Genomic DNA, 15,000 nt, shown 5'->3' with positions numbered 1-15,000 from the left:
GCCGGACGACCGCCGCCCGCCATCATGCCCCGGAAGGGGGCGCCCGTGTCACGCCGGGCCCGGGCGGTCCGGGCGCGCGGACCGCCCGGCAAGCGCCTGCCGGCACCTCCCCGGCCGGCACGTGCTGCGGCCGGGGACCGCACCACACCGCGGGTGGTGGAATGATGCGGCGACGGTCAGCCCGCCTGGCCACCGCAGACCTGCGACCGACGTTCCACGAGGAGACCCCGCGTGCCCGCAGAGAACCTGACCCGCGACGAGGCCCGCACCCGGGCCGCCCTGGTCGACGTCCAGTCCTACGACGTGGCGCTCGACCTGACGACGGGGCCGGTGACGTTCACCTCGACGACGACCGTCCGGTTCACCGCCCGGGAGGCCGGCGCCGGCACGTTCCTCGACCTCATCGCCCCGACCGTGCACCGCGTCGTGCTCAACGGGGCCGAGCTGGACCCGGCCGAGGTCGTCGCCGACTCGCGCATCCGCCTGGACGGCCTCGCCGAGCAGAACGAGGTCGTCGTCGTCGCCGACGCGGCCTACATGAACACCGGCGAGGGCCTGCACCGGTTCGTCGACCCGGTCGACGACGAGGTCTACCTGTACTCGCAGTTCGAGGTGGCCGACTCCCGGCGCGTGTTCGCCGTGTTCGAGCAGCCCGACCTCAAGGCGACGTTCGCCTTCACGGTGACCGCGCCGGCGCACTGGGTGGTCGTGTCGAACTCCCCCGCGGTCGGCGACCCGGTCCCGGTCGAGGGCGGCAGCAACCGCAACGGCGGCCGCGACGAGGGCACCGCCACCTGGTCGTTCGAGCCGACGCCGCGCGTCTCCTCGTACATCACCGCCGTGATCGCCGGCCCGTACCACCACGAGCACGGCGAGCTGACGTCCCGCGACGGCCGGACGATCCCGCTCGGCGTGTACTGCCGCGGCTCGCTCGCGCAGCACCTCGACACCGACAACATTCTCGACGTCACGCGCGCGGGCTTCGCGTTCTACGAGGAGCAGTTCGACTTCCCGTACCCGTTCGCCAAGTACGACCAGCTGTTCGTGCCGGAGTTCAACGCGGGCGCGATGGAGAACGCCGGCGCGGTCACGTTCCTCGAGTCGTACGTGTTCCGGTCCAAGGTGCCGGAGGCCACGGTCGAGCGCCGCGCGGTGACGATCCTGCACGAGCTCGCGCACATGTGGTTCGGCGACCTGGTCACCATGCGCTGGTGGGACGACCTGTGGCTCAACGAGTCGTTCGCCGAGTACGCGTCCACCCTGGCGACGGCGGAGGCGACCCGCTGGACCACCGCCTGGACGACCTTCTCCTCGCTGGAGAAGGGCTGGGCCTACCGCCAGGACCAGCTGCCCTCCACGCACCCGATCGCCGCGGACATCCGCGACCTCGAGGACGTCGAGGTCAACTTCGACGGCATCACCTACGCCAAGGGCGCGAGCGTGCTCAAGCAGCTCGTCGCCTGGGTGGGCCAGGAGCAGTTCTTCGCGGGCGTCCGGCGGTACTTCGCGAAGCACGCCTGGGGCAACACCGAGCTCCGCGACCTGCTGACCGAGCTCGAGGCCACCTCCGGCCGCGACCTGTCGGCGTGGTCCGCGCTGTGGCTGGAGCAGTCGGGCGTGACCCTGCTGCGCCCGGAGATCGCCTCGGAGGTCGGTGACGACGGCGTCGAGCGGATCACCGCGCTGGCCGTCCGTCAGGAGGTCCCCGCCACGCACCCCGTGCAGCGCCCGCACCGCCTGGTCGTCGGCGGCTACGACGTCGTCGCGGACGAGGCCGGCGAGACCCGCCTGGAGCGGGTGCTGCGCGTCGAGCTGGACGTCGACGGCGAGCGCACCGAGGTGCCCGGGCTCGTCGGCCGCGCGCGCCCCGACCTGCTGCTGCTCAACGACGAGGACCTCGCCTACGCCAAGGTCCGGCTCGACGAGCGCTCGCTCGCCACCGCGATCGCGCACCTCGGGCACTTCACCGAGTCGCTCCCCCGCACGCTCGTCTGGGCGGCGGTCTGGGACGCGACCCGCGACGGCGAGACCCCGGCGCGCGACTACGTCGACCTGCTGCTCGGCAACATCGCGCACGAGACGGACTCGTCGGTGGTCCTGGTGCTGCTGCGCCAGCTGCACACCGCGCTCGACCTGTACGTCGCGGCCGAGCACCGGTCGGCCACCGAGGTCGCCGCCGCGGACACGCTGTGGACGCTCGCGACCGACGCCGAGGGCGGCAGCGACACCCAGCTGCAGCTGGTCAAGGCGTTCGCCGCGCGGGCCTCGACCCCCGAGCAGCTCGACGCCGTCGCGGCGCTGCTGGACGGTGGGACCCGGCTCGACGGCCTGTCGATCGACACCGACCTGCGCTGGGAGCTGCTGACCTCGCTGGTCGCCGGCGGCCGTGCGGGCGAGGCCGAGATCGACGCGCAGCTCGCGGCCGACCCGACCGCGACCGGGCAGCGCGCCGCCGCGGCCGCGCGCGCCGCGCTGCCGATCGCCGAGGCCAAGGCCGCCGCCTGGTCGGCGGTCGTGGAGTCCGACGCGCTGCCGAACGCGCTGCAGGCCGCGACGATCGGCGGCTTCGGCCGGGTGCACGACCGCGCGCTGCTCCGCCCGTTCGTCGCGCCGTACTTCGACGGGCTGGAGCGGGTCTGGTCGGAGAAGACCAACGAGATGGCGCAGAACATCGTCACCGGCCTGTACCCGACCGAGCTGGCGGACGACGCCGGCGAGGGCGCGGTCGACGTGGCCGGCGCGACCGACGCGTGGCTCGCCGCCCACCCGGACGCGGCGCCCGCGCTGCGCCGGCTGGTGGTCGAGGCCCGCGACGGCGTGCGCCGCATGCTCGCCGCCCAGGCCGCCGACCGCCACTACCACGAGGCCTGACGCCCCGGCCCGACGCGCCCGGCGCTGCTCCTCTCACGGGGGGCGGCCCCGGGCGCGCCGTCGTCCCGGCGACTTCGGTACCTGCCGCCGACGTCGGTGCTTCCCGCCACCGAACTCGGCGGGACCCACCGAACTCGGCGTGCCCGGACGCGCGAGACCTGCGAGCGCGATGTTATGCGGCCCACGCGAGGTAGCGCGTTCCACGCGAGGTCGTGCGTTCCACCGCACTACGTCGGCGCGAACGCACTACCTCGGCGCGGGGTCCCGGTCGGGCGACGGCGGCGCGGCCCGGCTCGCAAGGACCGGCGCCGCGGCCGGGAGGGACGCCAGCCAGCGGCGCGCCTGCCGCGGCGACCGGAGGCGGACCACCGGGACCGTCCCCCGCGCCGCCTCCGCGGTGTACGCCTCGCGGGTGCGGGCGAAGCTCGTCCACGCCCAGAGCACGATGTTCTCCTCCGGGTCGCGGCGCACGAGGCTGCGGAGCTGCTCCCGGTTGCCGTGCCACAGCTCGCGGCGCAGCAGCCCGCGCCCGACCGTCCGCCGCACGACCCGCGCCATCACGAGCGGTCGCGGGAAGTCGAGCCAGACCACCACGTCGGCGTCGTCCCCGAGCGCGCCGCGGCGGGAGTTCCAGTTGCCGTCGACGACCCAGCCGCCGGGCGACCCGGCGAGGAACGCCCGCAGCACGCCCTGCGCCTCGTCGCGGTCCCGCAGCTGCCAGCCCGGCCCCCAGAACACCGCGTCGAGCTCGCGGTGCGGGACGCCGAGCCGGCGGGCGAGCGCGCGGGCGAACGTCGTCTTGCCCGCGCCGCTCGTGCCGACCACCCGGACGCGTCGGGGCGGCCAGGGGGTGGTCATCCGGGCAGCCTAGCCAGCCGCCCGGCGCGGCGAGCCGGCGTCAGCCCTCCGCCAGCACCGCCGCGAGCGACCGCAGCCGCGCGTTGGTGAACAGGTCGTCCAGCATGACGAGCCGGCCGGCCCCGTCGGCGAGCGGCACCCGCCAGTTGGGGTACTCCTGGTCGGTCCCCGGCTGGTTCTGCGCCCGGCGCTCGCCCACCGCGTCGGCCAGCGACACCCCGACGAGCACGCTCGGCGTCCGCAGCACGTACCGGTGCAGGGCCTCGACGACCTCGCGCTCGGTCGGGTCGTCGCCGAGCAGCCCGCGCTCGCGCAGCACCGCCAGCATCTCCTCGCGCTCGGCCCGCGCCGCACGGCGCACCTGCTCGACCGGCTCCGTGAGCAGCCCGAGCCGCTCGCGCAGCGCGACGTGCTCCTCGGCCAGGTAGCCGGCGGTCGGCGGCAGGTCGTGCGTCGTGACGGACGACAGCGCGAGCCGCCGGTAGTCGTCGGGCGGCAGCGGGCGGCCGTCGGCGTCCTTCTCGAACCACAGGATCGACGTGCCGAGCACCCCGCGCTCGTGCAGGTAGTCGCGGACCCACGGCTCGACGTTGCCCAGGTCCTCGCCGATGACGACGGCGCCGGCCCGGTGCGCCTCCAGCGCGAGGATGCCGATCATCGCGTCGTGGTCGTAGGCGACGTAGGTGGCGTCGGCGGGGCTGTTGCCCTGCGGGATCCACCACAGCCGGAACAGCCCGATGATGTGGTCGATCCGCACGGCCCCCGCGTGCCGCAGCACGGTGCGGAGCATGTCGCGGTACGGCCGGTAGGCGACCCGCTCCAGCTCCGCGGGGTGCCACGGCGGCTGCGACCAGTCCTGCCCCTGCTGGTTGTACATGTCCGGCGGGGCGCCGACCGACGCGCCGCGCGCGAGCACGGACCCGAGCGCCCACGCGTCCGCGCCGACCGGGTGCACGCCGACGGCGAGGTCGTGCATGACGCCGATCGACATCCCGGCCTCGTGGGCGGTGCGCTGCGCCGTCGCCAGCTGCTGGTCGCACAGCCACTGCAGCCAGCAGAAGAACTGCACCCGGTCGGCCAGCTCGGTGCGGGCGCGCAGGGCGCCGGGCGCGGCGGGGTCACGGAGGTCGGCCGGCCACGGCGGCGGGCCGTGCTTCTCGACCAGCGCGCACCAGAGGGCGAAGTCCTCGAGCCCGCGGCCCTCGCGCCGCCGGAAGTCGTCGAACGCGGACTGCCGGGCGGCGGACCGCGGCACCGCGAACACCACCTCGAGCGCGGCCTTCTTGGCCGCCCACACCACGTCGCGGTCGATCGGGCCGTCGTCGGAGTCCAGCGCGAGCGCCTGCTCGGCCGACCACTCGACGAGCGCCCGGTCGGCCGACGACAGGTACGCGGTCTCGGCGACGTCCTCGACCCGCAGGTACAGCGGGTTGACGAACCGGCGGGTCGTCGGCAGGTACGGCGACGGGGTGAGCGGCGGCACCGGCTCGGCGGCGTGCAGCGGGTTGATCAGCAGGAACTGCGCGCCCGCCTCGTGCCCCGAGAGCCACGCGAGGTCCGCGAGGTCCCGCAGGTCGCCCGCGCCCCAGGACGCCCGCGAGCGCACCGAGTACAGCTGCACCATGAGGCCCCAGGCGCGCTTCTCGTCGAGCGCGCCGGGCAGCTCCAGCCGGTCGGGGGTCACGGCCAGCGGGCTGGCGGCCTCGCCCGACGGGCCGGAGGTGCGCAGCAGGTGCCAGCCGAGCGGCAGGCCCGGCGGCAGCACGAACGTCGCCCGGCCGACCTCCCGCCCGTCGACCGTGCGCGGCTCCACCAGGACGTCCGCCTGCGCCAGCTCGATCCGCTCGGCGACCGCCCCGGCGGCGCGCCGGCCGCGGCCCTCGGCGCCGTCGACCTCCACCCACGCCTGCACGGGGTCGCCGTGCGTGACGTGCACCGGCACCTGGGTCTCGTCGGACTGCCTCACCACCACCACGGGCGGCAGGACGCGGCGCCACGGGGCGTCCGCGGCGTGCCGCAGCGCGACCTCGACCCGCTCGGGGCTGGACGCGTCGACGCCCATCGCGCCGAGGACGGAGACGAGCGTCGGCGCGTCGACCTGCCGCATCCCGCCGTTGAACTCCTGGAACTCCGTCGCGACGCCGTGCGCCCGCGCGAGGTCCAGCAGGGGGTCGGAGGATGTGCGCTCTGCCACACGGCGATCCTGCCAGAGCGGCAGCACTCACGCCGGGCGGCCGCGCTGGTGGGCGCGGGTGCGGGCCGGTGCGGCCGGACGCGTGCCGCCGCCGGGGCCGCGCCCCCGGGGTGGGCCCGGGCGCGCCGTAGGGTGGCGCGCATGACCGCCGAGCCCTCCGCCACCGCCGCGGCTGAGTCCGCCGCACCCGCCCCGACCGCCGCCGGCTACCCCGCCGCCCGCCGCCTCGACCTGGTCGACGACCTGCACGGGCGCGCCGTCGCCGACCCGTACCGCTGGCTGGAGGACGCCGAGGACGCGGAGACCGAGGCCTGGTCGACCGCGCAGGACGACCTGTACGCCGCGTACCGCGCCCGCGTCACCGCCGGGGACCTGGCCGAGGGCCCCCTCGCGACCGGCCCGCTCACCGCCCGGCTGCGCGAGCTGCTGGGCGCCGGGTTCGTCGGCGTGCCCGCGTGGCGCGGCGGGCGCCGGTTCTTCTCCCGCCGCACGGGCGACCAGGAGCACGCCGTCGTCGTCGTCGCGGAGCCCGACCCGGACGCCCCCGGCGGCGAGCGCGAGCGCGTCCTGGTCGACCCGGTGGCGCTCGACCCCGCGGGGACCACGACGCTCGACGCGTGGCAGCCGAGCAAGGAGGGCGACCTGATCGCCTACCAGGTGTCGCACGGCGGCACCGAGGAGAGCGTGCTGCACGTGCTCGACGTCGCGACCGGCGCGCTCGTGGACGGCCCGGTCGACCGCGCGCGATACTCCCCCGTCGCGTGGGAGCCGGGCGGCGGCTCGTTCTTCTACGTCCGCCGGCTCGCGCCCGACCTGCTGCCCGAGGGCGAGAAGCAGTACCACCGCCGGGTCTGGCGGCACGTCGTCGGCACCGACGCCGCGCAGGACGTCGAGGTGTTCGGCGACGGCCTCGACATGACGAACTACTACGGCGTCTCCGTGTCCCGCGACGGGCGCTGGCTGATCGTCTCGGCGTCCGCCGGCACGGCGCCGCGCACCGACGTGTGGATCGCGGACCTGTCGGCCGTCGAGCCGGGCGCGGTGCCCGCGTTCCGCGAGGTCGCCGTCGGCTACGACGCCGAGATCGGCGCGTGGGTCGGCCGCGACGGCCGGCTGTACCTGCACACGACGCTCGACGCGGACCGCGGGCGCCTGGCGGTCGCCGACCCCGAGGAGCCGGGCGTCCCGCACTGGACGACCCTGCTCGCCGAGGACCCCGAGGCGGTCCTCGAGGACGTGGCGTTCACCGACGGCGGCGGCGACGACACCACCCCGCGGCGGCTCGTCGCGGCGTGGCGCCGGCACGCGGTCAGCGAGATCACCGTGCACGACCCGGCGACCGGCGAGCGGCTGGCGGGCGCGGCCGGCGCCGTCGACCTGCCCGGGCTGGGGTCGACCGGCGGCCTGGTGACCCGGCCCGAGGGCGGCCCCGACGTGTGGTTCTCGTACACCGACCACACGACGGTCACCGAGGTGCACCGGTTCGACGCCGACGCCGGGACCACGACGCTGTGGGCCGCCCCGCCCGGGGCCGTCGTGGACCTGCCGGACGTCCGGGTGCAGCGCGTCGTCGCGACCAGCGCGGACGGCACCGAGGTCCGCGCGTTCGTCGTCGCGCGGGCCGACGCGCTCGACGCCGACGGCCGGCCGCTCGCCCCCGCGCCGACGATCCTCTACGGCTACGGCGGCTTCCAGATCTCGCTCGACCCGGCGTACTCCGCCACCACGCTCGCGTGGGTCGAGGCGGGCGGCGTGTACGTGGTCGCCAACCTGCGCGGCGGCGGCGAGGAGGGCGAGGAGTGGCACCGCGCCGGGCGCCGCGGGAACAAGCAGCACGTGTTCGACGACTTCCACGCCGTCGCCGACCTGCTGGTCGACCAGGGCTGGACGACCACCGACCGGCTCGCCTGCTGGGGCGGGTCGAACGGCGGCCTGCTCGTCGGCACGGCGCTGACCCAGCGGCCGGGGACGTTCGCCGCGGTCGTCTGCTCGGCCCCGCTGCTCGACATGGTCCGCTACCAGAAGTTCGGCCTCGGGACGACGTGGACCGACGAGTACGGCGACGCCGACACCCCGCGCGAGCTCGACTGGTTGCTGTCGTACTCGCCGTACCACCGCGTGGTCGAGGGCACCGCGTACCCGGCGACGCTGTTCACGATCTTCGACGGCGACACCCGGGTCGACCCGCTGCACGCCCGCAAGCTCGGGGCGGCGCTGCAGGCCGCGACCGCGAGGAGCGTCGACGAGGCGCCGGTCCTGGTCCGCCGCGAGAAGGGCGTCGGCCACGGCGGCCGCGCCCTGTCGCGCACGGTGGCCCTCGCGGTCGAGCAGCTCCAGTTCGTCGCGGACCGCACGGGCCTGGCGGCGGCCCTGCGGCGCGGCTGACGCATGCGGGCGCCGCGCGAGTACCTCGCCGAGACCCACTGATCCGCCCGAGACCACCCGCCGCGCGCGTGGCGGTCGGACGGATCAGTGGGTCTCGCGGCGGGCCGCCGCGCGGCCGCGCTCCGGGGCGTGTGAGGGTCCCGTGCGGGGGGCGTGGGCGCGGCGCGGGCGCCGCCGCGGGTTCGTTAGCGTGGACCGGTGATCGTCTCGTCCCTCCCCTCCCTGCCGGCCGCGGTCGACCCGGGCGCCGAGCTCGCGACCAACGCCAACGCCCTCGTCGACTGGCTGCTCGGCCCCGGCCTGCGCATCGCGATCATCGTCGTCGTCGGCGCGATCGCCCTGCTGGTCGTCCGGCGCCTCATCAAGGTCGTCACCGAGCACATCGCCGACGGCTCCTCGCTCCTGCAGCGCGGCATCGCCAAGCCGCTCGGCGGCGCCGAGGTGGCGAACGCGCTGCGCAAGGTGAACCCGATCGCGACGGCCCGGCGCACCCAGCGCGCCCGCACCATCGGCTCGGTGCTGCGCTCCACGGCGGGCATCGTCATCGGCACGATCGTCGTGCTGTCGGTGCTCGACCAGGTCGGCGTCAACATCGCGCCGTTCATCGCGTCCGCCGGGATCGTCGGCGTCGCGCTCGGCTTCGGCGCGCAGAGCCTGGTGAAGGACTTCCTGTCCGGCATGTTCATGCTGCTCGAGGACCAGTACGGCGTCGGCGACGTCGTCGACGTCGGCCCGGCGCAGGGCACGGTCGAGTCGGTCGGCCTGCGCGTGACCAAGATCCGCGACGCCGACGGCACCCTCTGGTACGTCCCGAACGGCTCGATGCTGCGCGTCGGCAACAAGACGCAGGGCTGGGCCAACGCCGTCGTCGAGGTGAAGGTCGACTACTTCGCCGACCTCGACCGGGTGAGCGACGTCCTGGTCGGCGCGGCCGCGCGGCTCGCCGAGGACCCGTCGCTGGGCCAGTCGATGGAGGGGTCCGCCACCGTGACCACCGCCGAGGACCTGTCCTTCGACGCCGTCACCGTCAAGCTCGTGCAGCGCACCGCGCCGGCCCGGCAGTGGGCGGTCGCCCGCGCACTGCGCACCGCGGTCCGCGAGGCGCTCGAGGCCGCGGACATCCCCCTCGCCGGGCAGCGCGAGGCGCTGGAGGCGCACCGCGAGCGCGTGTCGGCGACGGACGAGCCCGCGACCGACTGACGAGCGGACGGGCAACGGCCCCGGCCGCCACCGGGCCCCTCGGAGGGGTGCGGCGGCGGCCGGGGCCGTCGTCGTGCGCGGACCGCGTCAGCGCAGGCCGTCGAGCTCCGCGGCGAGGTTGTCGGCCTCGGGGCCGACGATCACCTGGACGATGCGCCCGGAGCGCACGACGCCGAACGCGCCGGTCGCCTTGAGGGCGTCGTCGTCGACCCGCTGCGGGTCGGTGACCTCCACGCGCAGGCGCGTGATGCAGGGCTCGAGGTCGACGACGTTGCCGCCGCCGCCGAGCGCCACCAGGATCTGCTCTGCCTTGCTCACTGGAACCCCCGTCGTGCTGTTCTGCCGGACCTGCCCCCGCCGCCGTCGTCGCGGACGTCGGCCTGGGGCTCAGCGTAGTCCGCGCGAGCCGGCCACCGGCGCGGGTGCCCCGCGCGGCGGTGGGAGACTGGCGTCCATGACCGACCAGCCCCGCCCGGACCGGCCGACCCTCCCGCTCAGCGCGGCGGCGCCGGCGCCGTCCCTGCCCGCCGCGGTCTCCCCCGCGCCCGAGGGCAGCGGCGAGGCGCGCCGCCGCGAGTCGTTCTACGAGGCGGTCGGCGGGCACGTCACGTTCGCCCGCCTGGTCGACGCGTTCTACGACGGCGTCGCGACCGACCCGGTGCTCAAGCCGATGTACCCCGAGGAGGACCTCGAGCCTGCGAAGCGCCGGCTGACGATGTTCCTCGAGCAGTACTGGGGCGGCCCGACCGCCTACTCCGAGGAGCGCGGGCACCCGCGGCTGCGCATGCGGCACATGCCGTTCGCGGTCGACTTCGACGCGCGGGACCGGTGGCTGCGGCACATGCGGGCGGCGGTCGACGCGCTCGGCCTGGCGCCGATGTACGAGGCGACGCTGTGGGACTACCTGGAGCGCGCGGCGCACTCGCTGGTGAACACGGCCGGCCGCTGACGCCCCCGCGGGCGTGAGACGCTGGCCCGCGTGACCGACGCAGCCCCCGCCACGACCGACGCCCCGTCCGACCCGATCACCGCGCTGCTGGGCGTCCTCGACGTCGCCGCCGGCTCCGGCCCGGACGCGTTCACCGCCGCGAACCTGCCCAAGCCCGGCGGTCGCGTGTTCGGCGGCCAGGTCATCGCGCAGGCGCTGGTCGCCGCGGGCCGCACCGTGCCCGAGGGCCGGCTGCCGCACTCCTTGCACGGCTACTTCCTGCGCGCCGGCGACGTCGCCACCCCGATCGAGCTGGCGGTCGAGCGGCTGCGGGACGGCCGGTCGTTCTCCGCGCGGCGCACGCACGCCGCCCAGGACGGCGACCCGATCCTGTCGATGATCGCGTCGTTCCAGGAGGACCAGCCCGGCATCGAGCACACCGAGCCGGCCCCCGACGTCCCGGCGCCCGAGGACGTCGAGTCCGCGATGGACCGCATGGGCCACCTCGACCACCCGGTCGCCCGGTTCTGGACGCACGAGAGCGCGTTCGACGTCCGGCACGTCGGCGGCTCGCTCTACCTCGGCCCCGCCCCGACGCCCGAGGGCCGGCAGCGGGTGTGGATGCGCGCGAAGGGCGCCGTCCCGGCCGACCAGCTGCTGCACCGCGCGCTGCTCGCGTTCGCCTGCGACCAGATCATGCTCGAGCCGGTGCTGCGCCGCGCCGGCCTGTCCTGGCTGACGCCGGGCCTGTCCGTCGCGAGCCTCGACCACGCCATGTGGTGGCACCGGGACGTCCGGGTCGACGACTGGCTGCTGTTCGACCAGGACAGCCCGTCCGCCCAGGGCGGCCGCGGCCTCGGCAGCACGCGGGTGTTCGACCGGTCGGGCGCGCTCGTCGCGACGATCGCCCAGGAGGGCATGGTCCGGGTCCCGACCGCCTGACGCGGGGGCGCCGGAGCGGTCCCGGCGCCGCCCACGCTCCGCTGGCGGGCCGCCGGGGCGCGGTGCACAGTGTCCCGGTGGTGAGGCTGCGACGGGTCCGGATCGACTCCCCGGGGTGGACGCGGCGACGCGCCGGGAGGGGCTTCTCCTACCTCGACGTGGACCGGGTGACGCGGATCAGCGACCCGGAGCACCTGGACCGGATCGTCGCGCTGGCCATCCCGCCCGCGTGGCAGGACGTGTGGATCAGCCCGTGGCCCAACGGCCACATCCAGGCCGCCGGGCTCGACGACGCGCAGCGGCGGCAGTACCTGTACCACGAGCAGTGGCGCCGGCGCCGCGACCGGCTCAAGCACGACCACGTGCTCGAGGTCGCCCGCCGGCTCCCCGCCGCGCGCCGGTCCGTGCGGCGCGACCTCGCGCTGCCCGGCTTCCCCCGGGCGAAGGCGCTGGCGCTGGCCTTCCGGCTCCTGGACCTCGCGTACTTCCGGGCGGGCGGCGAGGGGTACGCGCAGAAGAACGGCTCCTACGGCCTGGCGACCCTGCGCCGCGAGCACGTGCAGGTGCTCGCCGACGACGACGGCGCCGAGACCGCCGTGCGGTTCCACTACCCCGCCAAGTCGGGCCAGATCCGCGACGTCGTGGTGGAGGACGCGCAGGTCGCGGAGCTCGTCGGGACGCTGCTGCGGCGGCGCGGCGGCGGGCCGGAGCTGCTGGCCTGGCGCGACGACGACGGCTGGCACGACATCACCAGCGCCGAGGTGGGCGCCGACGTGAAGCACCGGCTCGGCGACGACGCCAGCCCGAAGGACTTCCGCACCTGGCACGCGACGGTGCTCGCCGCGCGCGGGCTGGCGGCGTCCGGCGAGGCGCCGCGGTCCGAGCGCGGGCAGCGGCGCGTCGTGTCGGCGGTCGTCAAGGCGGTCTCGCACGAGCTCGGCAACACCCCGGCGGTGTGCCGGGCGTCGTACATCGACCCGCGGGTCGTCGAGCTGTGGGCCCAGGGCGCGACCATCCGCCCGACCCGGTCCCAGGCGGTCGCCGAGAAGGAGACCCTGGCGCTGCTGTCCTGAGCGGCCGGCGCCGCGGCGTCAGTCGCGGACGCGGGCCAGGGCGAAGCCGTCCCAGCCCTTCGCGCCGACGGTCTGCAGCGCCGTGGCGTCCAGGCGCGGGTGGGTGCCCATGGCGTGCAGCACCGCGCGCGACCCGGTGACCCGGGGGTCGTCGGTCGCCGCGTCCGCCACGGCACCGCGGCGCACGACGTTGTCGACGACGACGACCGTGCCCGGGTGCGCCAGCCGGACCGCGAGGTCGAGGTAGCGCGCGTTGCTCGGCTTGTCGGCGTCGATGAACACGAGGTCGTACGCCTCCTCGCCGGCCGCGATCAGCGCCTCGGCCGAGTCACCCGCGGCGCCCTCGAGCAGCCGCACCCGGTCGGCGACGCCCGCCCGGGCGAAGTTGTCCCGGGCCACGGCGGCGTGCGCGGGGTCGATCTCGAGCGTCGTCACGTGCCCCTCGGGCCCGACCGCGTCGGCGAACCACAGCGTGCTGTACCCGGCGAGCGTGCCGAACTCCAGCACGCGGCGCGCCCCGGCGATCCGGCACAGCAACCAGAGCAGCTTCCCCTCCGTCGGCGCGACCTCGATCGCGGGCAGCCCGGCCGTGCGCCCGGCGTCCCGCGCCGCGACCAGCGCGGCGCCCTCCGGCACCAGCTCCTCGACCAGGTAGGCCTCGACCGCCGACCAGCCCGCTTCCCCCGACCCGTGCTCCCCCATGCCCCCGATCATGCACCCGCGGCTCCCGGTCGAGGGGGTCGATCCACCCGCTCCCCCGGATGCGGGCGCGATCGGGCCGTCGGAGACTGCGGACGTGCCCCAGGACCCCGCCGTGACCAGCCCGAGCGCGGACGCGCCCACCGCCGACGACCTCCTGCCGGAGCCCGTCGCCCGCACGCTGCCCGGGATCGTCCCCGGCGTCGGCGAGGACGGCCGGCCGCGCCCCGACGCCCCGCTCGTGGCCGTCACCGGCGTCACCGGCTACGTCGGCGGCCGCCTCGTGCCCGAGCTGCTCGCCGCCGGCTACCGGGTGCGCGCGATCGCCCGGCGGCCCGAGCGGCTGCGCGGCCGCCCCTGGTACGACGCCGTCGAGGTCGCCCAGGCCGACGCGTCCGACCCGGAGCAGATCCGCGCGGCGCTCGACGGCACGGACGTGGCGTACTACCTGATCCACTCGCTCGGCTCGGGCCGCCGGTTCGAGCAGCGGGACCGCCGCACCGCGCTGACGTTCGGCGCCGCGGCGCGCGAGGCCGGCGTCGGCCGGATCGTCTACCTCGGCGGGCTGTCCCCCGACACCGAGGACCTGTCCCCGCACCTCGCGTCCCGCAAGGAGGTCGGCGAGATCCTGCTGGCCTCGGGCGTGCCGACGACCGTGCTGCGCGCGGCGGTCATCCTCGGCTCGGGATCGGCGTCATTCGAGATGATGCGCTACCTCACCGAGCGGCTCCCCGCGATGACCGTGCCGAAGTGGCTGGACAACCGGATCCAGCCGATCGCCGTCCGCGACGTGCTGCGCTACCTGGTCGGGTCGGCGTCGATGCCGCCCGAGGTGAGCCGCGAGTTCGACATCGGCGGACCGGACGTCCTGACGTACCGCGACATGATGCAGGGCTACGCGAAGGCCGCCGGGCTGCCGCGGCGGATCATCGTCAAGGTGCCGGTGCTGACTCCGCGCCTGTCGAGCCACTGGGTCGGCCTCGTCACCCCCGTGCCGTCCGGGATCGCGCGGCCGCTGGTGGAGTCGCTGGTGCACGAGGTCGTCTGCGAGGAGCACGACATCGCCCAGTACGTGCCGGACCCGCCCGAGGGGCTGATCTCGTTCCCGCGCGCGCTGCGCCTGGCCCTCGCCCGGATCCGCGAGGCCGACGTGACGACCCGCTGGTCGTCGGCGGGCGTGCCCGGCGCGCCGTCCGAGCCGCTGCCGTCCGACCCGGACTGGGCCGGCGGCTCGCTCTACGAGGACGCGCGCAGCGTCGAGGTGGACGCGTCCCCCGCGGCGCTCTGGCGGGTGCTGGAGTCGGTCGGCGGCGAGCGCGGCTGGTACTCGTGGTCGCTCGCCTGGCGGGTGCGCGGGCTGATGGACCGGGTCGTCGGCGGACCGGGCCTGCGCCGGGGACGCCGCGACCCGCGCCGGCTCGTGGTCGACGACGCGGTGGACTTCTGGCGGGTCGAGGAGGTGCAGCCCGGCCGGCTGCTGCGGCTGCGCGCCGAGATGCGGGTGCCCGGGCTGGCGTGGCTGGAGCTGCGGGTCGAGCCCGACGGCGACACCCCGGAGCGGCAGGGCGACGCGGGGTCGGCGCGGCCGGACGATGTGTCGCCCGAGCGCTGGACGACGCCGCCGACCCGGTTCGCGCAGCGAGCCGTGTTCCACCCGCACGGGCTGCTCGGGCAGCTGTACTGGTGGTCGGTGTACCCGTTCCACGGGATCGTGTTCGGCGGGATGCAGCGGAACATCGCGCGAGCGGCGGAGACGGCGGAGCGTTCGCGGCGGGACCTGCCGCGCTGACGCCCGGCGCGCCCCGGCTGCGAGCCGGCCGCGCACCCCGCCGCGACCCCTCGTCGCGCCC

General features: G+C 76.1%; 10 protein-coding genes and 1 pseudogene. 7 read left to right on the top strand and 4 right to left on the bottom strand.

The annotated features are described in order from the left end of the window. The first annotated feature begins 231 nt into the window (after positions 1–231). Positions 232–2,871 carry an aminopeptidase N gene (gene pepN / locus Cpa01nite_RS05800; RefSeq protein ID WP_203667792.1) on the top strand — a complete coding sequence of 880 codons (2,640 nt, stop codon included), beginning with the start codon at positions 232–234 and terminating at the stop codon, positions 2,869–2,871. 246 nt (positions 2,872–3,117) lie between these two features. Here pepN and Cpa01nite_RS05795 read toward each other — a convergent pair whose 3' ends face one another. Together Cpa01nite_RS05795 and malQ are read right to left on the bottom strand one after the other, a co-directional pair. Continuing rightward, on the bottom strand, positions 3,118–3,729 hold the full coding sequence (locus Cpa01nite_RS05795) for a P-loop NTPase family protein (protein ID WP_203667791.1): 612 nt from the start codon (positions 3,727–3,729) through the stop codon (positions 3,118–3,120). Positions 3,730–3,769: 40 nt separating this feature from the next. Then, complete coding sequence (gene malQ / locus Cpa01nite_RS05790; RefSeq protein WP_239068558.1) at positions 3,770–5,923, bottom strand: 4-alpha-glucanotransferase; 2,154 nt, start codon at positions 5,921–5,923, stop codon at positions 3,770–3,772. A gap of 141 nt (positions 5,924–6,064) precedes the next feature. On the opposite strand from malQ, the gene Cpa01nite_RS05785 reads away from it, so the two are divergent. Next, a complete protein-coding gene (locus Cpa01nite_RS05785; protein WP_203667790.1) occupies positions 6,065–8,308 on the top strand; it encodes a prolyl oligopeptidase family serine peptidase in 2,244 nt (747 codons plus the stop codon). A 198-nt stretch (positions 8,309–8,506) separates the two neighbouring features. Further along, entirely contained in the window at positions 8,507–9,508 is a 1,002-nt protein-coding gene (locus tag Cpa01nite_RS05780; RefSeq protein ID WP_203667789.1) for a mechanosensitive ion channel family protein, read from the top strand. Between the two features lie 87 nt (positions 9,509–9,595). Here the strand turns inward: Cpa01nite_RS05780 and Cpa01nite_RS05775 are convergent. Next, positions 9,596–9,856 (bottom strand): annotated as a pseudogene (locus tag Cpa01nite_RS05775) (PTS sugar transporter subunit IIB); the annotation flags it as partial. A 106-nt stretch (positions 9,857–9,962) separates the two neighbouring features. Between Cpa01nite_RS05775 and Cpa01nite_RS05770 the strand changes: the two are divergent. The 3 genes from Cpa01nite_RS05770 (at position 9,963) to Cpa01nite_RS05760 (ending at position 12,451) form a co-directional block, all read left to right on the top strand. After that, positions 9,963–10,457 carry a globin gene (locus Cpa01nite_RS05770; RefSeq protein ID WP_203667787.1) on the top strand — a complete coding sequence of 165 codons (495 nt, stop codon included), beginning with the start codon at positions 9,963–9,965 and terminating at the stop codon, positions 10,455–10,457. 21 nt (positions 10,458–10,478) lie between these two features. Continuing rightward, entirely contained in the window at positions 10,479–11,378 is a 900-nt protein-coding gene (locus Cpa01nite_RS05765; RefSeq protein ID WP_373307337.1) for an acyl-CoA thioesterase, read from the top strand. Between the two features lie 77 nt (positions 11,379–11,455). Continuing rightward, entirely contained in the window at positions 11,456–12,451 is a 996-nt protein-coding gene (locus Cpa01nite_RS05760) for a DNA topoisomerase IB (protein ID WP_203667785.1), read from the top strand. A gap of 18 nt (positions 12,452–12,469) precedes the next feature. On the opposite strand, the gene Cpa01nite_RS05755 is transcribed toward Cpa01nite_RS05760, so the two are convergent. Beyond that, positions 12,470–13,153 carry an O-methyltransferase gene (locus Cpa01nite_RS05755; RefSeq protein WP_203667784.1) on the bottom strand — a complete coding sequence of 228 codons (684 nt, stop codon included), beginning with the start codon at positions 13,151–13,153 and terminating at the stop codon, positions 12,470–12,472. Positions 13,154–13,247: 94 nt separating this feature from the next. Here Cpa01nite_RS05755 and Cpa01nite_RS05750 point away from each other — a divergent pair, with 94 nt between their 5' ends. Further along, positions 13,248–14,939, top strand: a complete 1,692-nt coding sequence (locus Cpa01nite_RS05750; protein ID WP_239068557.1) for an SDR family oxidoreductase — start codon at positions 13,248–13,250, stop codon at positions 14,937–14,939. Positions 14,940–15,000 lie beyond the last annotated feature (61 nt).

The organism is Cellulomonas pakistanensis, from assembly GCF_016862755.1.
Classification (GTDB): Bacteria; Actinomycetota; Actinomycetes; order Actinomycetales; family Cellulomonadaceae; genus Cellulomonas; species Cellulomonas pakistanensis.
Note: the sequence above shows the minus strand (reverse complement) of the source record. Positions and strands in the feature narration are given on the sequence as shown.